General features: G+C 42.4%; 25 protein-coding genes and 1 tRNA gene. 4 read left to right on the top strand and 22 right to left on the bottom strand.

All coding sequences use genetic code 11. The features are described from left to right. Nucleotides 1–131: 131 nt before the first annotated feature. From MAHAU_RS05075 to MAHAU_RS05045, 7 genes are all read right to left on the bottom strand, one after another. Complete coding sequence (locus MAHAU_RS05075) at nt 132–821, bottom strand: TIGR03936 family radical SAM-associated protein (RefSeq protein WP_013780647.1); 690 nt, start codon at nt 819–821, stop codon at nt 132–134. Beyond that, entirely contained in the window at nt 799–2,658 is a 1,860-nt protein-coding gene (locus MAHAU_RS05070; protein ID WP_013780646.1) for a TIGR03960 family B12-binding radical SAM protein, read from the bottom strand. The genes MAHAU_RS05075 and MAHAU_RS05070 overlap by 23 nt, the downstream gene beginning before the upstream one ends. A 14-nt stretch (nt 2,659–2,672) precedes the next feature. Beyond that, entirely contained in the window at nt 2,673–3,542 is an 870-nt protein-coding gene (locus MAHAU_RS05065) for a site-2 protease family protein (protein WP_013780645.1), read from the bottom strand. A 17-nt stretch (nt 3,543–3,559) separates the two neighbouring features. Continuing rightward, the gene (locus MAHAU_RS14955; protein WP_013780644.1) at nt 3,560–4,390 is read right to left on the bottom strand and encodes a M23 family metallopeptidase; all 831 of its coding nucleotides are present in this window, start codon (nt 4,388–4,390) and stop codon (nt 3,560–3,562) included. A gap of 58 nt (nt 4,391–4,448) precedes the next feature. Then, entirely contained in the window at nt 4,449–4,880 is a 432-nt protein-coding gene (gene mgsA, locus MAHAU_RS05055; protein WP_013780643.1) for a methylglyoxal synthase, read from the bottom strand. Nucleotides 4,881–4,903: 23 nt separating this feature from the next. Then, nucleotides 4,904–6,007, bottom strand: a complete 1,104-nt coding sequence (gene rodA / locus MAHAU_RS05050) for a rod shape-determining protein RodA (protein WP_013780642.1) — start codon at nt 6,005–6,007, stop codon at nt 4,904–4,906. A gap of 70 nt (nt 6,008–6,077) precedes the next feature. Further along, nucleotides 6,078–6,165, bottom strand: a tRNA-Leu gene (locus MAHAU_RS05045). A 143-nt stretch (nt 6,166–6,308) separates the two neighbouring features. On the opposite strand from MAHAU_RS05045, the gene MAHAU_RS05040 reads away from it, so the two are divergent. Continuing rightward, nucleotides 6,309–6,641, top strand: a complete 333-nt coding sequence (locus MAHAU_RS05040) for a carbohydrate-binding protein (protein WP_013780641.1) — start codon at nt 6,309–6,311, stop codon at nt 6,639–6,641. A 53-nt stretch (nt 6,642–6,694) separates the two neighbouring features. Here the strand turns inward: MAHAU_RS05040 and MAHAU_RS05035 are convergent, their stop codons facing one another. From MAHAU_RS05035 to MAHAU_RS05010, 6 genes are all read right to left on the bottom strand, one after another. Continuing rightward, nucleotides 6,695–7,360 carry an MBL fold metallo-hydrolase gene (locus tag MAHAU_RS05035; protein ID WP_013780640.1) on the bottom strand — a complete coding sequence of 222 codons (666 nt, stop codon included), beginning with the start codon at nt 7,358–7,360 and terminating at the stop codon, nt 6,695–6,697. Between the two features lie 18 nt (nt 7,361–7,378). Continuing rightward, nucleotides 7,379–8,329, bottom strand: coding sequence for a ribose-phosphate pyrophosphokinase (locus MAHAU_RS05030; protein ID WP_148258467.1), 951 nt, complete (start codon nt 8,327–8,329; stop codon nt 7,379–7,381). After that, entirely contained in the window at nt 8,329–9,714 is a 1,386-nt protein-coding gene (glmU, locus tag MAHAU_RS05025) for a bifunctional UDP-N-acetylglucosamine diphosphorylase/glucosamine-1-phosphate N-acetyltransferase GlmU (protein WP_013780638.1), read from the bottom strand. The genes MAHAU_RS05030 and glmU overlap by 1 nt, the downstream gene beginning before the upstream one ends. Nucleotides 9,715–9,853: 139 nt before the next feature. After that, the gene (gene spoVG, locus MAHAU_RS05020) at nt 9,854–10,114 is read right to left on the bottom strand and encodes a septation regulator SpoVG (RefSeq protein WP_013780637.1); all 261 of its coding nucleotides are present in this window, start codon (nt 10,112–10,114) and stop codon (nt 9,854–9,856) included. A gap of 87 nt (nt 10,115–10,201) precedes the next feature. Further along, nucleotides 10,202–11,011, bottom strand: coding sequence for a pur operon repressor (gene purR, locus MAHAU_RS05015; RefSeq protein WP_013780636.1), 810 nt, complete (start codon nt 11,009–11,011; stop codon nt 10,202–10,204). 380 nt (nt 11,012–11,391) lie between these two features. Beyond that, complete coding sequence (locus MAHAU_RS05010) at nt 11,392–11,820, bottom strand: C40 family peptidase (protein ID WP_013780635.1); 429 nt, start codon at nt 11,818–11,820, stop codon at nt 11,392–11,394. A gap of 243 nt (nt 11,821–12,063) precedes the next feature. Here MAHAU_RS05010 and murC point away from each other — a divergent pair, with 243 nt between their 5' ends. After that, on the top strand, nt 12,064–13,473 hold the full coding sequence (gene murC, locus MAHAU_RS05005; protein WP_013780634.1) for a UDP-N-acetylmuramate--L-alanine ligase: 1,410 nt from the start codon (nt 12,064–12,066) through the stop codon (nt 13,471–13,473). On the opposite strand, the gene MAHAU_RS05000 is transcribed toward murC, so the two are convergent. From MAHAU_RS05000 to MAHAU_RS04990, 3 genes are read right to left on the bottom strand one after another with little or no spacing between them, the layout of a single operon-like run. Continuing rightward, a complete protein-coding gene (locus tag MAHAU_RS05000) occupies nt 13,474–14,799 on the bottom strand; it encodes a DUF4129 domain-containing protein (RefSeq protein WP_013780633.1) in 1,326 nt (441 codons plus the stop codon). It abuts the gene before it with no gap. Next, nucleotides 14,796–15,923, bottom strand: a complete 1,128-nt coding sequence (locus MAHAU_RS04995) for a DUF58 domain-containing protein (protein WP_013780632.1) — start codon at nt 15,921–15,923, stop codon at nt 14,796–14,798. Before MAHAU_RS04995 ends, MAHAU_RS05000 begins: the two co-directional genes overlap by 4 nt. Nucleotides 15,924–15,937: 14 nt before the next feature. After that, nucleotides 15,938–16,933: an AAA family ATPase gene (locus MAHAU_RS04990; protein ID WP_171804963.1), complete on the bottom strand. Its 996-nt coding sequence runs from the start codon at nt 16,931–16,933 to the stop codon at nt 15,938–15,940. Nucleotides 16,934–16,994: 61 nt separating this feature from the next. Here MAHAU_RS04990 and MAHAU_RS04985 point away from each other — a divergent pair, with 61 nt between their 5' ends. Both MAHAU_RS04985 and ylbJ read left to right on the top strand, forming a co-directional pair. Beyond that, nucleotides 16,995–18,221, top strand: a complete 1,227-nt coding sequence (locus MAHAU_RS04985) for a nucleotidyltransferase (protein WP_013780630.1) — start codon at nt 16,995–16,997, stop codon at nt 18,219–18,221. Between the two features lie 194 nt (nt 18,222–18,415). Then, on the top strand, nt 18,416–19,576 hold the full coding sequence (ylbJ, locus tag MAHAU_RS04980) for a sporulation integral membrane protein YlbJ (RefSeq protein WP_013780629.1): 1,161 nt from the start codon (nt 18,416–18,418) through the stop codon (nt 19,574–19,576). Here the strand turns inward: ylbJ and MAHAU_RS04975 are convergent. The 6 genes from MAHAU_RS04975 to MAHAU_RS04950 form a co-directional block, all read right to left on the bottom strand. Then, a complete protein-coding gene (locus tag MAHAU_RS04975; protein WP_013780628.1) occupies nt 19,571–20,029 on the bottom strand; it encodes an ATPase in 459 nt (152 codons plus the stop codon). The two genes, ylbJ and MAHAU_RS04975, sit on opposite strands and share 6 nt — an antisense overlap. A gap of 5 nt (nt 20,030–20,034) precedes the next feature. After that, nucleotides 20,035–20,523 (bottom strand): pantetheine-phosphate adenylyltransferase, encoded by a 489-nt coding sequence (coaD, locus tag MAHAU_RS04970; RefSeq protein ID WP_013780627.1) that lies wholly within the window; start codon nt 20,521–20,523, stop codon nt 20,035–20,037. Then, nucleotides 20,520–21,077 carry a 16S rRNA (guanine(966)-N(2))-methyltransferase RsmD gene (gene rsmD / locus MAHAU_RS04965; RefSeq protein WP_013780626.1) on the bottom strand — a complete coding sequence of 186 codons (558 nt, stop codon included), beginning with the start codon at nt 21,075–21,077 and terminating at the stop codon, nt 20,520–20,522. Before rsmD ends, coaD begins: the two co-directional genes overlap by 4 nt. A gap of 269 nt (nt 21,078–21,346) precedes the next feature. After that, nucleotides 21,347–21,577, bottom strand: a complete 231-nt coding sequence (locus MAHAU_RS04960; protein WP_013780625.1) for an alpha/beta-type small acid-soluble spore protein — start codon at nt 21,575–21,577, stop codon at nt 21,347–21,349. 81 nt (nt 21,578–21,658) lie between these two features. Continuing rightward, nucleotides 21,659–23,731, bottom strand: coding sequence for an ATP-dependent DNA helicase RecG (gene recG, locus MAHAU_RS04955; protein ID WP_041643862.1), 2,073 nt, complete (start codon nt 23,729–23,731; stop codon nt 21,659–21,661). After that, nucleotides 23,731–24,075 (bottom strand): Asp23/Gls24 family envelope stress response protein, encoded by a 345-nt coding sequence (locus MAHAU_RS04950; protein ID WP_013780623.1) that lies wholly within the window; start codon nt 24,073–24,075, stop codon nt 23,731–23,733. Before MAHAU_RS04950 ends, recG begins: the two co-directional genes overlap by 1 nt. Nucleotides 24,076–24,170: the final 95 nt, after the last annotated feature.

The raw sequence follows: 24,170 nt of genomic DNA, 5'->3' as shown, positions 1-24,170 counted from the left end.
ATACACCTCTTGTCATAATTAAATAATTCATTATTTTTAATTATAACACACATAATATCCCATTGTCAAATAAACTTTATATTGTAACACGACATATAACCTTAGTCAATAGCTTTTGCAAAAAATATTATTTACAAATTTACCCATGATGATTGTTCAGTAAGGAGCACACGTCCATCCTCTAACAATATATCGTCCTTATGAATCGCCATATCGCCAACATCTGTCCTGACATCGGTATAAATATTAAACGCTTCTAGCAAAATATCAGGGTTTATACCGCCCACGCTGGGCAATAACAGCTTTGTAGTTATATATTGCCCTTCTCGCATCAAAATCAATTCTTTTATACATGGCCTTATATTGATTTCTTTTAAACCTTTTTTAGTTCGCTTTTCCATAATAATATCATTCATGCTCATGAGCACATTGATATGCGACTGCGATATCCATTGAACGCTTTCATATGGTCGTATAGTATAGCAACCTATGGCTGCTTTGCCAAGAACACCGGGCACATCATCATCTATTTCCATAGCTTCGAGCACATGCATATCACTCGGTAAAACATCATTTAGCCTTTGAACAAAGATTTTTGCGGATAATGGTTTAACCAAATGCACGTCCATATACTCGGCTGAGCTAGGTATACCCAACGGCGTGGGCGCTGAGAAACTTATCTTCGCATGGGGACTGAACCCTTTGCTGTAAGCCATCGGTATATCGGCCCTGCGCAACGCTCTTTCCATAGCGTGTACCATATCAAGATGCGATATAAACCTTAAATCGTTCTCCTTGCTAAAGTGTACTAGCATTCGCATTGTCACATACACCCTCCCATCGCTCTATACCGCATTTTATACACGCACGTCGGCAGTCGAAAGTGGTCTTGCCTTTCAACGCTCTCTCACGCTCTCGTATAAGAAAATCCTTTGACACACCGGCGTCTATATGATCCCATGGAAGCACTTCATCATAAGAACGGACCCGACTGGCATAAAATTCAGGATTTATACTGCATTGTTCAAAAGCTTTAAGCCAACCGTCATAATTAAAATAATCGGTCCAGGCATCGAATCGGCAACCATTGGCCAACGCAGCGGCCAATACCCTTCCCAAGCGGCGATCGCCGCGTGCAAATACTGCCTCTATGAAGCTCAAACGGTTATCGCTCCAATGATACGTTACATGTTTCATGCGTAATTGCTGTTGTAGCAAGTGCTGCTTATATGATAAGCGGTCTATTTTATCCTGTGGGTCCCATTGAAACGGCGTAAACGGTTTAGGCACAAAAGACGACGTACTAACTGTAATATCTATATGCCTGCCGCGCTGATCTTTAGGTATGGAATAATAGACGTCTAATATGCGACGAGCCATTTCGGCTATACCATATAAATCGTCATCAGTTTCAGTAGGCAATCCTATCATAAAATATAGTTTGACCGACTGCCACCCTTGTTGAAAGGCATATTCCACGGTACGCAATATATCGTCATCGGTGATACCCTTATTTATCACGTCCCGTAAGCGCTGGGTACCGGCCTCCGGCGCAAAGGTTAAACCGGTCTTTTTTACGCTTTGGATGCGTTCCAGGAGGCTTTTATCTATGCTGTCCAACCGTAATGATGGCAATGATAATGCCACTTTATCCTCTTGAAATTTTTCTAGTAAAATCTTTACAAGCTGTTCCAACTGGCTGTAATCCCCTGTACTTAGAGAAGAAAGCGACATCTCGCTATATCCGGTTGCTCTAACGAGCTTGTCCGCCAATTCAACCAACCTATCAGCCGAGCGCTCACGTATAGGCCTATAGACCATGCCAGCCTGGCAAAAGCGGCATCCCCTTGTGCAACCCCTGAATATCTCCAGCACCGCACGATCATGTACTATATCTATATAGGGCACTATAGGGCGTTCGGGATAAGCGGCGCTGTTCAAGTTCGTTACTACGCGCTTCCTTATGGTATGGGGGAGGCTATCTATCTTGGGTGCTATGGCATTTATAGTCCCATCATCATTATATGAAATCTCGTAGAGCGATGGCACATACACTCCATCTATAGATGCTACGTGCTTCAAAAAGTTTTGCCTATCGGTATCGCCGCTATGCTTCCACGTCTTATAGCAATTCACTATTTCATCTATGGCTTCCTCGCCGTCTCCGATAAGAAAGAAATCTATTATGTCGGCCAAAGGTTCGGGATTATAGGCGCATGGTCCGCCAGCCAGCACAAAAGGATGGCGATTGGTGCGTTCTTTGCTCCATATCGGTATACCTGCTAAATCCAACATATTCAATACATTGGTATAACTCATCTCATACTGCAACGTAAAACCGAGCATATCGAAATCAGCTATGCTATCGCCACTTTCCAGAGCGAACAGAGGTATTTCATGCTGACGCATCTGCTGTTCCATATCGACCCATGGGGCAAAAACTCGCTCGCAAAACGTATCATCTCTTTTATTCAATATGTCGTAAAGTATGCGTATACCCAGATGGGACATGCCTATATCGTATACATCAGGGAATGCAAAGGCAAATCTCACCTCTACTGAAGCCAGATTTTTGTGTACCGCATTATACTCATTTCCTATATATCTCGCAGGCTTTTCTACCGATAATAGTATCTTATCTATGCTTCTGTTCCTCAAAATCTTTACCTCTTTTATATCAGTTTATTCATAATCACATTAGGCCCATAATCCATAAGGGCATTTACAATCTGTATTTCTCCCACGTATCCTTTTATCCTGCCGTCCTTATCTATCACTACCACCACATTATATTTATTGGATATAAAATGGCGCATCACATCTTTTATTGTCGCCGAAGGCACAGATGCTATTTCCACAACGGGCAAGGTACCGCTGCGCATCATGGTTTCTTTCTTGCGCGTTATATCTCGCAATGCTATATATGTCCCCTTTTGCTTCTCGTGATGCAGGGATATAAACATAAAAATACCCATTACCAAAAAGGTAGGATTGAAGGTGCCTGAAATCAATATATAAACCCCTATCGCGCATAAAATCGCGGCTATGATCCTTCCGGTATTTACAGCCGCTGCCGTAGCTTTTTTTATACCCCAGGGTATTGACAACAGCGCTCTTAAAATACGGCCGCCATCTAACGGAAGGCCTGGCAGAAGATTAAATACAGCCAATATGACGTTGCAGCTTATAAAATAAGCCCATTTATCTGAATTCAGCATACCGTACGAATTCAGCGCTGTTATAATTGAGATTATTATAAGGTTAGCCACCGGTCCGGCTAAAGCCACCGCCAACTCGGTTTTAGCATCACCTTCAAATAACGCCTCCACATGTGCCACACCGCCAAAGGGCATAAGCTCAACATCGCTAACGTATAAGCCAAAAGCCCTTGCTGTGACAGCGTGGCTCATTTCATGTATAAATATAACGGCTAACAATACGGCTACATGATATACATAGCCCATAAGCGCCGTTATAATCATCAGTAATATCAGCCATCGATTCAATATTAAGTCTATACCTAAGAAACTGCCTATTTTCAACTGAATAACGGCCCCCTTTAAATGGATGACTGATTTTTGATATTTATCCACTCCAAGGGATCTACCGGCTGGCCTTTATACCACACCTCAAAATGCAGATGTGTGCCTGTGGCTAAGCCACTGTTTCCAATTTTAGCTATGACATCGCCTTTGCACACCTGCTGGCCTTGTTTTACTAAAATTTCGGCAGCATGGGCGTAAAGCGTTTCCACTTGCTCCGAATGTTTTATGCGGACATAACGGCCTTCGGTACTATTTTCCCCTACCTCGATCACCGTACCGTCGGCTACTGCCACCACAGGTTGGTCGGCCTGACTATCTATATCTATACCGGTATGTATTTCCTCCTTCTGAAATATTGGATTGACCCTCTTGCCGAATTTTGACGTCACCTGCCCATTGACAGGCGCTATCATATCTATGCGCTGTTCGCCGTCTATAACCGGCGGTACTACAGCATCGGTTTGCTGAGCCGGCGTTTCATCGCTTATATCGCTGAAAACCCTCTCCACCTGTCGTTGGAATTCCGGCAATATATTCTGAACAAACTTGAGCTGTCCCACCGTATCTTTTATATCGACGTTAGTAGTGAAAGCCGCAGTCACCCAACTGGTAACCTGCTTCGCAAAAGGGGCATTTATACTTTTAAGCAACAGTATGGATGCCACTATTACTATGCATATGCCTATTTTAGTAAGCAGTTTACGCCATTTATCAGAATGTCCATCCTTGTCTTCATAGGTTGAAACTGGCTTGGCAATATCGTTATGCCAACGGTGCCGATCGGAATTCATATCGGCCAGTATGTCCTCTATGCTTCTCGGCGCTGTATTGCTTTGTCCATCCATATATATTCCTCCTCGCTATTCTATTTATATTTACAGCGGGGAAGGAATATAACAACGCTTATATGTCTTCGGAATATATATCATCTCTACTGGGTGGATTGACTACCAAACGCCAGTCAAGATCCCCCCTGTCTAAGGCTTTTATCAAGGCTTCAGCCGTGGCCATATTGGTGGCCAGAGGTATATTATGCACATCACATAGTCTGAGCAAAGCGCTTACGTCAGGCTCATGCGGTTGCGCCGTAAGCGGATCTCTTAAGAATATAACAAGGTCGATCTTATTATATGCCACCCTAGCACCTATCTGCTGATCTCCACCTAACGGTCCAGATAAAAAGCGATGAACATTAAGCCCTGTAGCCTGTATAACCAGCCCACCGGTAGTGCCCGTGGCACAGAGATTATGATGTTTCAATATATCCTTATATGCTATACAAAAATTTACCATATCGTCTTTTTTCTTATCATGCGCTATCAAAGCGATGTTCATAAAAGCTCACGATGCCCCTCTCATTAAAACTTTATTTTATGCTGCCTCATTCCAACGTTTAATATCAACCCGAGAGCTATCATATTAGTAAACAATGAACTGCCACCATAGCTCATAAACGGCAGCGGTATGCCCGTTATAGGCATTATACCCATAGTCATACCTATATTTTCGAATATTTGGAAACCCAGCATAGATATTATACCTATAACCATGAGCATCCCAAATTTATCTTTGGAACGCAAAGAAATCCTTATGCTCTTAAATATAATATACGCATACAATGCTATCAGCGAGGCGCACACTATAAATCCCAATTCCTCGCCAACCACCGAGAAAATAAAATCGGTATACTGCTCAGGAACGAAATTAAATTGGCTTTGACTGCCGTGATACAGTCCTCTACCTGTAATCTGTCCGGACCCTATGGCTATCATAGATTGTATGACATTGAAGCCGTTTCCCATGGGATCGCTGTATGGATCCAAAAATATCAGCAAACGATCCTTTTGATAATCCTCCAAAACATATTTCCATGCCAGCGGTACGGCAGCAGCTCCGGCTCCTATTAATGTCAGCATGAATTTATAATCTATACCACCTATGATGAACATACCCAAAGCTATAGCAATAAATACTAGAGCTGTTCCGAGGTCCGGCTGTTTGAGTATCAATACCAAAGGAATCCCTATATATATAAGTACGGTTATAAACTGCTTCAAGTTCTTTATACCGTCCTCATACGATGACATCACTTTAGCCACCATTATTACAACGCCTAATTTGGCAAATTCAGACGGCTGACCACCTAACCCTCCTACGCCCAGCCAGCTTTTGGAACCGTTTACTTCTTTGCCAAAAAGCAATACGATCACCAGCATCAGTAAACAAAAGAGATATATATAAACAGCCATATTACCTATGGTTTTATAATCTACGCTAATGACTATTATCATAGCTATAAAGCCGGCTATAAACCACATGAGCTGCATACGAGCCGTGCTGTAATCCCCGCTATAATAAGCCCCTGTAGCGCTGCTTATAGCAAATAGTCCTACGAATACTATAGCCGTAACAGCTAGTATTAAGCTGTAATCTATATATTTAATAAACCTTTTGTTTACCATAAAATTTTCTCCCGTAATATTAAAAAAGAGCTGACAGAGCAGCTCATTTCTCTTAACGATGTCATTAAAGTGGTGCCGAAGGCGGGACTCGAACCCGCATGAAGAAATCCTTCACTACCCCCTCAAAGTAGCGTGTCTGCCAATTCCACCACTTCGGCTTCACAATAAATATTATACGATAGCAGGCGTTTGCTGTCAATATGCAAAATTTCGCTATGTTTTAAAATGCTCCTCGTTAAGCAATACTATATATGTAGCTTAGACTTATGCTTACAAAAATTTTTATAGAGGAGGCTAAATCATGGTATTGAATAATGATATAAGCACTTCCGACGCTATAGCTGTGGAACCTGTGCCTATAACACCGGGTGAGCGTGTAATCATACGTTATAAAGGCTTTTTATCCGATGAGCAAGCACAGGATATCTACGCACATGTAGGATACGGCCCCAACGACAATTGGCAGGATGTTCAAGACGTAAAATTACAAAACTCGTTTAATGGTTGGCAGGGAACGGTAGATATAAAGCACGGCGGCCGATTCAATATATGCTTTAAGGATAATAACTCCCGCTGGGACAACAACTACGGCCATAATTGGAGTTATGAAATCCACAATGGCAGCCGTCGATAAACTGTCGGACAGAGGGCGAACAATAAGCTGCCCTCTGTTTTATACCTAAACTTCTATATCTTTTGTAATTCAGCGGCTGAAGCAAGCTGTATAATCTGCGTTGATGGTGGCAGATGTTCTTTATCTATACTCAATGTATCGCTGCCATATTTAGTGCCATTTAGCAGCGATAGAAAGGCATCTGCTCCCACTATTGGAAGTTCAAACTTTACATTTTGAGGTATATCAGGCTTAAAATGCATAGGTATAGCTATTTTAGGCGCTATAGCTTTTACAATATCTGCAGCATCTTCAGGTCCTATAGTAAAGAATCCTCCCACCGGTATAAGTAGTACATCCACGCTGCCTAAGGAATTGATCTGCTCTTTTGCTAATTTATGCCCCAAATCCCCCATATGGCATACATTCACGCCGTCTACTTCTATTACGAAGATTATATTCCTACCCCTCTTGTTGCCATTCTCATCATCGTGAAAGGCCTCAAATCCCCGTATATTTATACCTTTCACCCGGATAGGAGCCGCAGTGTTCACAACTACAAAATCCCCGCTTACACCCTCGAAATAGTTATGATCATAATGGCTGTGGCTGGATGTAACTATATCAGCCTCTACTTTAGGCATTTTGATGCCCATAGGACTGTATGGATCGGTAACAATTTTTATACCATCAGATGATTCTATCTGAAAACAAGAGTGCCCTAAATATCGTATTTTCATAATAGCATTTATACCTCCTTAATCGAACAGCACGCTTACCGGCAAATGCTCATATATACGCTCTATTGCCTCAGAAAATAAAGGCGCTACAGATAAAACCTTTATCTTATCCAATTGTTTTTCGGGCAGCAAAGGAATAGTATTGGTGATAACCAACTCTTTTATGGCAGAATTTTGCAATCGCTCTATAGCAGGACCTGACAGCACACCATGTGTGGCGCACGCATAAACCTCCTTAGCACCATTGTTGACCAAAGCTGCTGCACCTTCCACCAATGTGCCAGCGGTATCAACGAGGTCATCGATCAGTATAGTCCGTTTACCTTTGACATCGCCTATTATATTCATTACCTCAGCTACGTTGGCCTTAGGTCGGCGCTTATCTATGATGGCCAAAGGGGCATCCAATTTATGCGCAAATCCTCTGGCACGTGTTACGCTGCCCAGGTCGGGTGATACTACCACTAGATCATCTCCAGCAAAGTCGCGTTCCAAGAAATATTGAGCTAGAATAGGCACGCCGAGCAAATGATCCACTGGTATGTCAAAGAACCCTTGTATTTGAGCCGCATGCAAGTCCATTGTCAGCACACGATCGGCCCCAGCTTTACTCAATAGATCGGCTACAAGTTTAGCCGTGATGGGATCTCTGGCCTTAGCCTTTCTATCCTGTCTGGCATACCCATAATACGGCACTACCGCGGTTATCATACCAGCTGAAGCCCTTTTACAGGCATCGATCATTATGAGCAATTCCATCAAATTGTTATTTACCGGTGCGCATGTGGGCTGAATTATAAATACATCAAACCCTCTTACCGTTTCAAAAAAATTAACTGATATCTCTCCATCGCTGAACGTGGTGACCAGACAATCGCCCATGGGTACACCTATATGATCCGCTATTTCTTTGGCCAATATAGGATTAGCATTACCTGTAAAAATCTTAATATTTGTTGACCTGGACATCATTCTTCTTCCGTTCCCTTCTTAAATTTTTTTGCCACCCAACCTTCTTTAACCACTTGTTTTGCTCGTGCTATAGCCAATGCTCCAGCCGGTACTTTATCAGTGATAGTAGATCCTGCCGCTATGTATGCATTTTCTTCTACTTCCACAGGGGATACCAGATTAGCGTTACAACCTATAAAGGCATTATCTTTTACAATTGTCCTGTATTTGCGCACACCATCATAGTTTACCACTACAGACCCACAACCAAAATTCACTTTCTTACCCACATCCGCATCGCCGACATAGCATAAATGCGGTACTTTGGTACCATCGCCTATAATAGAATTTTTTATCTCTACAAAATCACCTATACGCGTGCCTTTACCTATGCGCGTTCCCGGCCGCAAATATGCAAATGGGCCTACCGTAGTATCATCGCCTACTTCACTATCTATTATAACAGAGGATTGGATCGTAACTCTATCACCTATTATGGCATTAGATAAACGGCTATTAGGATATAGAATACATTGCCGTCCTATTCTGGTACCATGTTCCAATACATTCCCTGGATAGATAACTGTATCCTGGCCTATCTCAACATCGGTATCGATGTATACCGATGTTGGATCTATTATAGTAACCCCCTCAGTCATCCAGCGTACAGCTATTTCCCTCCTCAAAAGCATTTCAGCCCGTGCCAGTTGCACTCTATCGTTAATACCGATAACTTCCTCAGGCTGCTCTACTGTTACAGCTCCAACCTTTAGCCCCTGGTTAGCGATTGCTGCTAAAACATCGGTAAGGTAATATTCATGTTGAGCATTGTTATTATCTATCATATCCAATGCGCCATTTAAGACATTGGCATCAAAACAATATATAGCAGAATTTACCTCTTTTATGGCTTTTTGAGATTCGTCGGCATCCTTATCCTCCACTATAGCAGTCACATTGCCTTGGCTATCTCGTATTATTCGGCCGTAACCTTTCGGATCATTCATTATGGCTGTCAGTACCACTGCCGCATATCCGCCTTCTCGTGTTGTATCATATAAGCATCTCAATGTGGTATTTTTTATCAAAGGCACATCGCCTGGCAACACCAAAGCGTATTTGTGATCGCTAGTTAGATAATGCCTTGCCATCATAACGGCATGCCCGGTTCCTAACCGCTCAGCTTGATATACATAGTCTAAACCGTCCCCCAAGACATCTTTTATGCTTTCACCGCCTGGCCCAGTTACAACAACGCATTTTTTTACACCAGCATCTTTTACAGCTGAAATAATATAGCTTATAATAGGTTTACCGCATAAAGAATGAAGTACTTTAGGTATGGCAGAACGCATCCTCACGCCCTGGCCTGCTGCCAATATCAGTGCCATGCAGTCATCCAAATCTAATCGCTCCTTTCGATATTATAAAAACCTCTATTATTATACATTTAATATGTCTTAGGAGCAAGTTTACAGAGAATTCAAGCAACTCACATAAAAAGAGAGCCTACATTATAGACCCTCTAATAGTTCAGAACCTTTATGCCTCCATGACCTGCTTATATTTCTCTATTATAGCAGCTTGAATCACTTCGCGCGCCTGTGAGTTTATTGGATGAGCGATATCCCTGAATTCCCCGTCCGACAGCTTACGGCTCGGCATAGCGATAAATAGGCCATTCTGCCCCTCGATGACCTTTATATCGTGGACTACGAATTCATCGTCAAAGGTTACCGACGCCACAGCCTTCATCTTGCTATCGCTATCGATCTTCCGCAGACGTATATCCGTTATCTTCACATCAATTCACTCCTCTACATCGATGCTTATACTTCTCTTTATCATATTCGCCATATCTTTATATTTTCCTGCATGATTTTAAAATTTTCATAAATTTGAGCGGATATCTATTTCCCCAGTGAATTCATCAATGCCATATAATGTAAATAATGCTATATATTTATCTACTAATTTATCAACAGGTATAGATGTAGCTACCAATACTCCATTATTCACCACTTCAGCCCCAAATTCTTTCATCAAATCTAATATGCCCTTGGCGGTACCTCCAGCCTTCATAAAGTCATCTATGAATACCACTCGGGAACCCGAAGATAAGGAACGCCTTGAAAGTGACATAGTTTGTATACGCCTCGAAGATCCCGATACATAATTTATACTTATAGCTGATCCTTCAGTAACACGATTCTCTCTCCTTACAATAAGCAAAGGCTTATCCAATTGGCGTGCGACTGCCATAGCGAGCGGTATACCCTTGGTTTCCACCGTCACTACATAATCCAAATCCTCTTTCATAAAATAACCCGCCAATATCAACCCCATAGTATCGGCTAAATCCGGCCTGTACATGATATCGTTCATATAAATGTATCCGCCTGGTATTATGCGGTCAGGTTGAGACATCATTTCGGCTAACCTATTTGCAAAAACGAGTTTATCTTCATATGGTATATCCGGAACGTATCGAATGCCGCCACCCGCTCCCAACACCGCATGTATATCGCCCATACCAGATTTTATCATGGCATCTTTTATAATAGCTATATCCTCGCTTATAGTGGATTTAGCGGTTTTAAACATATCCACGAAAAAATCCAAACCGTATATGCGATTAGGATGCTCCATCAATATTTTTGTTATAATACTGATGCGCTCATTCCTTTTAAATTCTTGCAAAATTCAAACCTCCAGAATCATTTTCCGAACATTATTCGTATATTTTATATTTTAATTCATAATCGGTATTTTTTCCAGAGGTATTTTATTTCTATTAATACATTTACTTCTTATACGGTGACTGTTCAGGTACTATTATGTATAGGCGACGGTAACGATTAGCTCCGTGCAAAGATAGCAGAAGTATTGGTATATGTCTGGAGCAGGCCTTAGAACGTTTCGCTGTACGCTCTGCAAGCGCAACGTTGAACAGACGTGGCCGAAGGCATGGAGGCCGGAGGCTAATCAGTTATCAAGCCTGTGAGGTACCTGAACAGTCACTTATATATACACCTATCTGTTATGCATACTTATGAACAAAGCTTTGGCCGCTCGTTGCCCTATATAAGCCTTTTGCCGCCTCTAAAGCGCATCTTCCAGAAGAGATCGAATTGGCTTATCATAAGCCCCTTTTTAGGAAACATGTGTACGAACTCGCTCTTACTTATCATAATACCGGTGTGATTTATTATATGCCGGCGCAATGTAAAGTACACCAGGTCTAAAGGTTGTAATTGCTCCATACCCAAATCTTCACCGTCCAATGCCTTTATACCGCGTATATACCGTTCGGGATCGTCGCGGAACCACTGCTCTCCTATAGGAGTGCCGTCGCCGTCTGGTATATATATGCCAAATTCTTTGTAAAACAGCACCACGAACCCAAGGCAATCCAATCCATCCATGGAACGCCCGTTATGGACAAAAGGTACACGTTTATATTTCTCTATAACCTGTAGTAAATTCTCCCGCGACACGCTTTGGTTCATTGGAAATACCTCAATTCAATATATTTTTAATCTTTTAATAATATCTTATTCGCCAAATACCAATCTGTGAAATGTTAAGCAATAGTATCTGTTTTATTATCCAGTCTTGTGGTATAATAAGCACGTGATACATATAATGTTCGTAGACTGAAAAACACGGTATTGACTATATTAAATGGGTAATAATATAATATAAAAAATCATCATGAAGGGACGTGCTGAAGGTTTTTTAACCTTTGTATTATGAATTATATAAATATTGAAGAGCTAAAAGGCAAACATATTCATTTCATTGGCATAGGTGGAATAAGCATGAGCGGCCTGGCCCAAATACTCCTTCGACAGGGTTGCATAGTTACGGGTTCTGATGTAAAGGCCTCGACTTTAACCCGGAAACTGTCTGATTCCGGCGCTACTGTATATATAGGACATAAAGCAGATAATGTAAAGGGTGCTGATCTCGTAGTTTACACAGCGGCTATACATAACGATAATCCAGAGCTCAATGAGGCCAATGGGCTTGGTATTCCAACAGTGGACAGAGCCACATTCTTAGGACAAATTATGAAAAATTATGGCAAAGGCATAGCTGTTGCCGGCACACACGGTAAAACCACTACTACCTCTATAATATCCATTATCTTACAGAATGCCGGTCTGGACCCTACTGTACTGGTAGGCGGTGAGCTGGACGCTATAGGCGGTAATGTACGCGTAGGGGAAAGTCAGTATTTTGTAACCGAGGCATGCGAATATGTAGAAAGTTTTTTAAAGTTTTATCCATATATAGCGGTAATCTTAAACATAGAGAGGGACCACTTGGACTATTTTAAGGATTTGGATGATATATATAATGCATTCTTATCATTTGCCAAATTAACGCCCGATGATGGCTATGTGGTAGGATGCATAGATGACCCCCTTGTAGAGCAACTATTAAGCGATATGCCTGACAAGGCAATATCCTATGGCATAGATAAACCGGCACACTGGACCGCCGATGACATAGCTTTTGATAAAAAAGGCTTTCCGTCGTTTAATATATACTGCGACGGGCTAAATATGGGACGTTTTTCGCTCAGCATACCCGGACGGCATAACATCTATAACGCCTTGGCATCAGTGGCGGTAGCCGATTTATGCGGTATAGATATTGAAATGATAAAAGAATCTTTACGCCTTTACAAGGGCGCACACAGGCGTTTCGAAGTGAAAGGACGTTTAGAGGAAGGCGTCACTGTCATAGACGATTATGCGCATCATCCTACAGAAATAAAGGCCACTATACAAGCGGCATTGAATTACCCTCATAACCATATATGGTGCGTATTTCAACCTCATACCTACACACGTACCAGACTTTTACTGGACGAATTCGCGTCGGCATTCTACGGAATAGACCATCTTATCATCACAGACATATACGCTGCGAGAGAGGTCGATGATGGATCTATAAATTCAAAAGATTTGGCCCTAAGGATAAATCAAGCCGGTCAAAATGCGATCTATATGGAGGATTTCAGCTCTATCGAGCGTTATATACTTGAGAACTGCCAACCGGGAGATATAATAATAACCATGGGCGCCGGCGATGTATATAAAATAGGCGATGATCTTTTGGAGCATTCGATGATAATTGGCAAGGTCATATAGTTACAGTTTCATCCTGAATAGCCTATCCCTGTATCGTTTGGCATGCGCCGCTTCTTCATCGCTCACATTGTGATGGCTGTAGCGGGCTTTATCGTATAGCTCGGTCAGCTCTTTAAGCTCAGGGTCTGCGCCAGGCTGTAGACCGCTTATCGCTGAATGAATATCATCAGGTGTTTGCTGCGGTTTTATTTCATAACCTTTATCGGTAAAGCGTTTTATAGTTTGGGCGTATAAAAAACGTATGCGCTGTTGAGGCGTTTCAAAATGCCTCAGCACGCGCCTCATACGTCGTCTTATATCTTGCCCTAGCGATGAACTCCGATCCACTATATCGTCCAACGATAATATGAAGCTCCTTTCTTCATCCCCAGCCGTATATCTTTCCATCATCGATGAAATCCATCTCGCCAGCGCCTTGACCAATTGATAAACCAAAAAAACTGTTATAGCTATAGCTACAGCATAAAATACTACTTCCATAATGGCCCTTATAATGTTCGCAATAGGAGAAGTCGTACTGTCGGCAAATTGGCTGAGATCTACAGGAGGCGCGGCCCCCTGCTCTTCCGAAGGTCCAAATAAACCATTCAGCCATGTTATAAGCCACTGTATCACTACGAGCAGCATATGCCTTAAGCCATCGCCTATATATGTGACCAATAACGATAAAAATTGTACTATAGCTTTGATTTCGAATATGAATACTATAAGCCCTATTATTATCAGTGAAAATATAAAATTCCTAAATCTCACATCCCGATGTGTGGTGTATGCTTCAACATTCATCATGTCCAGCATGCGAAGCAACTGCAATTGATTTAGTATTATAATGGACATGGCAATGAAAACCACCGCACACCATATTATATACCCGCTAAACCATCTCAAATATCCAAGATACATAGATAAAGCAAAGGCCGCCATAAGTACGCCTATGCCAAACATGAACTTGCTCTGGCTATACGAAATCCTCATATCATGCGTGGCAAAAGCTAGACCGCGCATATAGCATATTATAAGATACAGAGCGTATATCGCAGCAAAAAACGGATCAACATATATACTCAGCAAGAACACTGCTATGGCAACCGGTATTGCGCCTATCATATAGGCCCATATCTTGTATATGGCTTTGTGCTTTGCTATAAGGTAATCGGTTATAAACAAACCCATCATCAAGAATAAAATCTCAAGGGGAAGGAAATCAAAAAATCGAGTATCGCCAAATAAAACATAATACAGGCAAAACATCCACGGCATATATATGAGAAATTCCGCTGTTGCTTCTAGCATTTTGAATCCATTGCGTTTTAAAAGCGCCGTCATTTGATCGCCCCTTCCTCGGTTATAGTATATACATCCACATCGTTCAACTCATAGCGTTCCCAATCGACATCCTCCATAAAACCCACACGCACCGATATACGACTTTTGTCGATATCAACTATGGCAGCTGCCAGGTCATCGTCGATGTACGATGTCAATATGAGAATATCTGCGTTATATGGTATTTGTTCTATTTCGCCGTTCAAAAAAACGGAAAAATCATCCTCATATTCAAAGGTCAACCTGGCTAGATCTTCTAATATACCTGTCATATGTTCATTGCTACACCCCAGAGGTGTTTCCATGTGAATGGTATCGTCATAGCCCTTGAGCAGGCCATTGCTCATAACCGCTACAGGTATACCGTTATCTACCGCTTTCTGAGCCAGCGAAGCGCACAACCTTATGCTTTGCTCAAGCACATTATAATTTACCCAAGATGATTTATAGGTTACGTTCAACATTATAATCATACTTGAAGAAGCCGTAAAATCGTGTTTTATGACCTGGAGCCTTTGCTGGCGAGCGGTAGCCAGCCAATTGATCTTATTCAAGCTATCTGTCGGCATATAATCCCTGAATCCGATTATCTGAAACGGATCCTCTATTATCCAGCGTTTAACTATCATATCACCATTTATAAGTCTCGCCGGTATGAGCACGTCCTCCACATCTATAAAGCGCGGATAGACTGAAAAATGCATATTCATCGGTATTCTTTCATAGCAGCGCCGTCCACTCAATATATCCCCCGATATCATATCCACATCGTCTATGACGTAGTAGCCTCGCTTAACGCAATTCAATACATGCCTGCACGTTACTTGTTGATAGCCAAGCATAGAGAACAGCCTTTGATAATACTGTTTATCGCTTATATCCACAAAAGCGGTATTTTCAAATTTTAAAGCCAACGGCATCTGCAGCCTAACTTTTAACCATAATATGGGCAGCGGTTTGTCGTTTATAAGTTGTTCTATAAGCCTCACGCTCTCACCCTCGAAAGCAGCATCGCGTTCAAATCGGCATACGTAAGCCACGCGTTTCAATGCAAAATATGAAAATAATCGATCGCCGGCATAAACCACAATAATCAATGCTATTATGAGCCAAACAAACTCCATATAATTCACGTCCCTTATACTTCCTGAAGATCCTCTGTAGGCGCTGGTACTTCCTCAAGTATTCCCTGTATTATCTCTTCGGCCGCCGTTCCTCTTACTCTGGCATTACCCTTTAAAATGATACGGTGGCTCAGTACCGGAACAGCGGTGTCCTGCACATCATCGGGCAGCACGTAATCCCTGCCTTTTAATATAGCCCATACTTGAGCCGATTTCATCACAGCCAGGCACCCTCTCGGACTGACACCCAATGCCACCCCTTGGTGTTGGCGCGTGGCCTCAGCTATCCTCAATATATATTCCCTTATAACATCGCTCACAAATACAGCGCTAAAACTCGCCTGCGCATCGGCTATCTGCAAAGCATTGCCCACAGCTTCCATATAATCCAGCGGATTATCGCCATTAAAACGGCTTAATATCTCTTTACCCTCTTCCAACGTCGGGTAGCCTAGCTTTATCTTCATCAAAAACCGATCCAATTGCGCTTCCGGTAACGGAAATGTGCCTTGTATTTCAACGGGGTTCTGCGTCGCTATAACGAAGAACGGCTGCTTCAAAAGATGGGTTTCTCCATCTATGGTAACTTGTCTCTCCTCCATGCATTCCAGCAGGCTGGATTGCGTTCTCGGCGTGGCTCTGTTTATCTCATCGGCTAGCAATATTTGAGAAAATATCGGACCCGGTCGAAACACGAATTCTCCAAGCTTTTGATTATAAAAATTTATGCCCGTTAGGTCCGAAGGCAGTAAATCCGGCGTAAATTGTATCCGTCTGAATTCCGCGTCTATGGACCGCGCCAGACTTTTAGCCAACATCGTCTTACCCATACCAGGCACGTCTTCCAACAGAACATGCCCGCCTGCTATCAATGCTGTCAGCACTAAATCCATTACATCGCTTTTACCCACTATAACCCGGGAAATGTTGGCTTTTATCCTGTCCGCCAATGATTTTATCTCCTCTAGCTGCATACAAAGGACCTCCAAAATCTTTTTTGTTTTATTCATTTTAACACATTTGCGCAGATATGTGGTAGAATTATAAAAAATAATAAAGGATAGGATTGATATGACTGTAGCCGGAATAGTAGCCGAATACAACCCATTGCATAATGGCCATCTCTATCATATAAATATGACGCGACAATTGTCTGGCGCCGATTATGTTATATGCGTAATGAGCGGTAATTTTGTCCAACGCGGAGAGCCTGCCATTACAAACAAATGGTTTCGCAGCCGTATGGCACTGGCAGCCGGCATAGACCTTGTAATAGAACTGCCTACGGTATATGCCGTTCAAAGCGCAGAACAGTTCGCTTTCGGCGCAATAAAACTACTGGACAGCATCGGCGTCGTCGATTACCTGTGTTTTGGCAGCGAATCGGGCGACATATCGGCGCTGACAGCCGCTGCGGATGTGTTGTATGATGAGCCAGACACCCTAAAACATGCCATAAAGCAGCATTTGGCTAATGGCCTATCCTATCCCCATGCCGTATCGGAGGCGTTATCGTCATACGCGCATTTAAGCATAGAACTCACACCAAACAACACTTTGGCCATAGAATATCTCAAGGCTTTAAAAGCGCTAGGCAGCTCAATAAAGCCCATTACCATACAGCGTTTACACTCAGCCTACAACAGCGCCGCCCTGGAGGGCAGAATATCCAGCGCCACTTCCATACGCCGTGCTATATTTGAAAACGATCTAGAGTATGATGGTATACGCAACGCCATGCCAGATTTCGCGTATTTTATACTGTCCGACGCTTTTGCAAAAGGTTATGGGCCTATATCGCTGGACTCGATCGAGCTAATAATACTTTATGCTTTAAGAAATATGCCAAAACAGTGCCTCGAAAACATGATTGACATATCTGAAGGGCTGGAACACCGAATAAAGAAAGCCGCTATGTTGGCCGGCAACCTACAAACCCTTATAAATTCTATAAAAACCAAGCGCTACACGCAAACGCGTATACAACGTACCATTATCCACGCCATGCTCGATATGAGCAATAATCTCATGGATGAGTTGACTTCTAACGAGGGGCCTCAGTATATACGCATACTCGGTTTCTCAGAGAAAGGAAAACAACTGCTGCCGATTATAAACTCCAAGTCTTCGCTGCCGCTATTGTCCAAAGCCGCCGATTATAAGAGCATTTTATCACCTCTAGGTCGCAAACTTTTCGAAGTGGAGATCGAGGCCACCGATCTTTATTCGCTCGCTTATATGAAACCAGCATTGCGCCGCGCCGGTAATGAATTCGTACAGGATATATATCATATTTAGTAAATACCGCAATATATTATTTATATAATTGCAAATTCGCAAGGTGTACGCGATCAACATACAGGCAAAGGCAATGATCAGTCTCAAAATATCAAAACACTACATCCGAAACATATGAGCTGGAGACTAACAATTGCCAAGTCTAGCTATCTTGCGAATCAAAGCTATATAATCTATACGATGTGAGGTTAAGTATGAAAAAAGCGGCTGGCGCATATATACTGGCCATATCGGCCTCATCGTTGATATTCATGATATTGCTTTTCCCACAGCAATCCTTTGAAGCATCGCTGCAGGGTGTACACATATGGTTTGAAATAGTATTTCCATCCTTACTGCCCTTTTTTATAGGCACTGAAATACTCATATCTATAGGCGTCGTCAATTTTGTGGGTGTCATTTTGGAGCCCGTTATGAGGCCCCTTTTTAACACACCCGGATGCAGTTCTTTTGCATATATTATGAGCATAACGTCCGGTTATCCTACCGGAGCGCGCATCACTGCAAGGCTAAGGCAACAAGGCATGGTAAGCAAAACAGAAGGCGAGAGAATGCTAGCATTTTGCAGCACATCAGGTCCACTCTTCATATCCGGCGCCGTAGCCGTGGGAATGTTGGGCTACCCGTCGGCCGGATGGATACTATTGTCATCGCATTATCTGTCCAGCATAACGGCCGGCCTTATATTCCGCTTTTATAAGCACAAAGAAATATATATAAATACAAATGATAAACCATCGCACCTATTGTCAAGAGCAATATCCGAATTATATAATACGTACATACAAAACAAAGAACCGTTAGGCCATATGCTAAGTGGCGCCGTAAGCAGCTCGGTGCTTGCGCTGCTCAATATATGCGGCTTTATAGTATTGTTTTCAGTGATTATACATATACTCGACTTAAGCGGTATATTGGATATAGCCGCTGCAGTGATAGACGATCCCGCTGTGGCTAAACCGTTTTTAGCCGGGCTGATAGAAATGACCATAGGATCAAGGATGCTCAGCCAGCTTCAGCTACCATTATGGGACAAATTGCCGCTGATATCATTCATAATAGCATGGGGAGGACTGTCAGTGCATGCACAGGTGGCGGCTGTCACATCTATATCAGATCTGAGCCTCACCCCTTATATTTTCGCCAAAATTATACAGGCAATAACCGCTGCATTGTACGCTTCGATATTTACAAATATAATCCGCCCCGCATATCAGCCCGCCTTTTCTGATGCCCAGTCGTGGCTTGCGATCGCAGTGCGTTCCGGCAGGCTTTTTATAATCAGCGTTATAGCGGTATTAACCATATCGATCGCAATAGCATTAATAAATCACATAAAGGTGATAAAGCTATGATTGGTGGTGTCCCTTTTTTAATTCAGCGCGGTCCTTTCGGATATCATCCAATAATCGGGAAACGTAAGCATCCAATCTACCTAACACCTCATCGGCATAATCATTAGCCCCAAGCCTTATCTCTCTGGCGTTCTTTTGAGCATTGCTTATTATCTCACGGGCCTGCTCGTAGGCTTTTTTGGTTATCTCGTGTTGATCGACCATAAGCTTAAATTGACTTTCAGCATCCTGCAAAATAGCTTCAGCCTGTCTTTGAGCATCGGCTATTATGCTGTTCTTTTCAGCTACAACGACTTGGGCCTGCTTGAAATCATCGGGAAGGCGTATGCGTATCTCCTTTATAAGCTCGAGACATTGCTCTCTGTTTATCATAGTTTTTGACGTAAACGGTAGATTGTTGCCACTTTCGAGCTCATCCTCAAGCCGCTCCAGCAATGCCATTACATCATCCATCTGTACTATTCTCCCTTCTTTCTAAGAGCACGTACCACTTCCGGAAGTATCTCGTCCGGCACCAGCCCTTTTATACAGCCGCCTAAGCCAGCTACCTCTTTGACCATGCTCGAACTCAAATACGAGTACTGACCGCTAGTCATCATAAATATGGTTTCTATATTATCATCCAGCTTTTTGTTCATCAAAGCCATTTGAAATTCATGCTCAAAATCCGATACCGCCCTTAAACCTCTTATTATAACCGACGCCTTTTTCACATGCATGTAGTCGATGAGCAAGCCAGAAAAACTATCCACTTCAACGTTGTCCATGTCGGATAAAACCCTTTTTAAAAATGCCGCTCTATCCTCCAACGTAAAAGCGGGCTGTTTGTTCGGATTAGCCACTACAGCTACTATAACCTTATCGAACATACGGGCTGCCCTTTGTATTATATCTATATGCCCATTTGTAACAGGATCAAAACTTCCCGGATAAACACATATCTTCAATTGTCTTCTCTCCTTATAAAATCCAATATAGTATCACCATACGCCCTTTCTTTATAGGTGCTCCATCCGACATCGGCAAGCCCTAAAGCCTCTCTTTTGCTGCGCTGTACTACCAGTATGCCGCTCCTATTTAATATATCAGCCGACACAATGGCTTTGAGTACTTTAGATATATATCCCATTTCATACGGCGGATCCATAAATATTATGTCAAAACGAACTTGCTTGCGACTTAATAAATCTACAGCAGCGATAGCATCAGCCAATATTATTTTAGCCTTATCGGACATCCTCAATAAAGAAACATTGCTTTTTATCAGTTGTACACACTGCCTTTTATTATCTACGAAATAAACCTCGCGGGCACCGCGGCTCATAGCCTCCAAGCCAACGCTGCCGGTCCCGGCAAATAAATCTAAAAATACGGTTTCATCTATATATGGCGCTAAAATATTAAAGAGCGCCTCTTTTACTATGTCGGCCGTAGGCCTTACCCCTGCACTTTTGGGCCCGCTCAGTTTATGACCTTTAGCCATTCCTCCGGTTATTCTCATAATACATCACCTATGTTCTTATTTTAACATATATCCTCAAGAAATAACACCGTATTTGAAAATTTATGTATAAACACCAGTTTTAACGTCAATAATATTATCGTGTTAAGCATGGAGGATCGTTTAACACGGATTCCCCATAGAGCTCTTCCTTCAATTTCTCCTCTCCCGATATTGGTGACATGATCATGTCACCAATTTTTTTATGTAAAAAAAGAGCGGCATAGATATAGCCGCTCCGGTTTGTTTTCAACAGTAATAAACCGTTATTACAGCTTACCGCCTTTATTCATAAGGGTCTGCTCGGCTTGCTGTATCATTTTTTTAACCATGTGGCCACCTACTGCACCACAGTCCCTAGACGTTAAGGTTCCCCAATAACCATCTGCAGGAGTCTGAATCCCCAGTTCGTTTGCCACTTCATACTTGAATTGCTCCAAAGCTTGTTTAGCTTGAGGAACAACCTTCTGATTGCTGTCATTATACTGTCCTTGTGCCATACGTTTCTTCACCTCCTGTTTTTGTTGTGCTATTAATTTATCCAAAGTCCTTAAGTTTTACTCTAGTAATTTATGTCAACATTAATTGAATGTTATTTCGTCGATATTATTTAAAAATTGGCGCTTTATACGCTGTTCCAACAGGAGCTTGCTGCGCTGATCCAGAATCATAATCCCATCAGCTAGCATCTGTACCGCCTCTTTGCTTTGTTTGAGCAACGCTATATCGCTGAATATATCGGCCAATTTTAGCTCAGATATGCCATGCTGCTGTAATCCTAAAAGCTGTCCCGGTCCGCGTATCTGCATATCTTGCTCAGCTATCTTGAAGCCGTCATGAAGTTTAGTCATTATTTTCAAGCGACGTCCCGCATCGGAATTACCAGCATTTGAGATTAAAAAACAATATGATTTATGTTGACCACGGCCTACCCTGCCGCGCAACTGATGAAGTTGTGCCAATCCAAAACGCTCGGCATTTTCTACCACCATAACGGTGGCATTCGGCACATCTACCCCTACTTCTATTACTGTTGTACCGATTAAAACACTTATTTGGCCGTTTTTAAAAGCCTCCATGACTTCATTTTTATCATTTGCAGACATTTGTCCATGTATCAGGCCAATACTATCTCCAAAAATGCCTTTCTCTTTTAATTGATCGTATAGTTCTTGTGCCGACAGAGCGTCGATAGCATCCGACTGTTCCACCAATGGACATATAATATATGCCTGGTGGCCATTACTTATCTCCTGATTTATAAAACTATAGAGTCTATCGCGCATAGAAGGCGGTATAAAGAAGGTTTCCACCTGCTGTCGTCCGGGTGGCATCTCATCTACTATAGACACATCGAGGTCACCATAAAAAATAAGCGCCATGCTGCGCGGTATGGGTGTGGCCGACATCACCAGCACATGCGGATTACCACCTTTTTTTTCCAGCACGGCCCTCTGCCTGACCCCAAACCGATGTTGCTCATCGGTTATAACCAGACCAAGACGATGAAATTCTACATTATCCTGTATAACGGCATGAGTACCTACCACTACATCTATACGTCCATCCTTTATAGCTTCCAACACTTCATTTTTCTTATTCTCCCCCATATTGCCGCTTAATAATGCGATACTTATATCGTATCCGTCAAAAAATTTCTGCAGTGTCTGAAAATGCTGTTGGGCCAGCACCTCGGTCGGTGCCATCATAGCACCTTGATAGCAGTTAGACGCCGCCACATATAAGGCCAGCACGGCTAAGATGGTTTTGCCGCAGCCAACATCGCCCTGTACCAACCTATTCATAGGCCTGGTATTCGACATATCAGCCAATATCTCATCCAGCACGCGTTGCTGAGCACCGGTTAATGCAAAAGGAAGCCTTCTTATGAAGGCTTCCAGTCCTATATCATGTATTCTAAATGGCGCACCTACCTTTTGCACATCGTTTTTTCCCTTTATACTGTAAAAGCCCAATTGCATACAGAAAAGCTCATCGAAAGCCAACCTTCTACGCGCTATATTCAGCGACCGAGCATTTACCGGAAAATGTATATTGTTTATAGCAAAGTTTATTTCGGCAAGATCGTATCTTTTTCTCAATTCTATAGGAAGGTATTCTTCCCATTGACCCTTTACGAGTTCCAGAACATTTTTAACTATATTTCTCAGAATCTTCTGCGACATATCAGCCGTAGACGGATATATAGGCACAAGCCCTTCGTTGCCCCTTTCATCGGGAGAAGAGATCTCCTCCCACTGAGGGTTTAGCAGTTGTATCTCTCCATATCCTATATTGACTTTACCACGCATAAAATACCATTTGCCTGGCACAAATCTATCCTCGATGAATTTTTGATTATACCATACCGCATACGCGGAGGATGTGCCATCTTGAATGGGTATCTTGCTTATGATAAGCCTCGCCCTTGGTTTGACGCGGCGTGGCGGCCCTGCTATCTTGCACACGATATTCACTACTTGCCCGCTTTGCCAGCGGCTTATAGGCATTATTTCAGTGCGATCTTCGTAGTCGCGCGGAAAATGGTATATAACATCCGCCAGCGTATAAATATCCAGCTTATTCAATAGTCGAGCACGCCTGGGACCCACTCCTTTAATATATTGGACCGGCATATCCGGAGCAATATCCATCAAAACTCTATTCCCTCCACTATTACATTAACTGTAGTAGGTTCTAGACCTGTCAGTTCTTTCATATCATGCCTTACTTTATCCATCACCGCTTGAGCGGTCTGTTCTATAGACATGCCGAATTTTATTACAACATAAAGATCTATAGTCAATTGATCTTCCTTGTTATTTACACGTATACCCTTGGTTACGTTCTCCATACCTAACAGCTCTACTATACCATCTGTCGCCCGTTTGGATGCCATTCCTACTATACCGTTACATTGACTAGCGCTTATACCTGCTATTCGCGCTATAACCTCATCAGCTATTCTTATTTTTCCCAATTCATTCACTATATCCATTACCCTTTCCTCCCCTATATAATAGATTTCCATAATATTGTACTCTTTAAATATACTATTGTCAAATGGCCAAAATAATGATACAATAAGAATGT

The organism is Mahella australiensis 50-1 BON (assembly GCF_000213255.1).
GTDB classification, from domain to species: domain Bacteria; phylum Bacillota; class Clostridia; order Mahellales; family Mahellaceae; genus Mahella; species Mahella australiensis.
The sequence above is the reverse complement of the archived record's forward strand: the minus strand, read 5'-3'. Positions and strand labels throughout refer to the sequence as shown.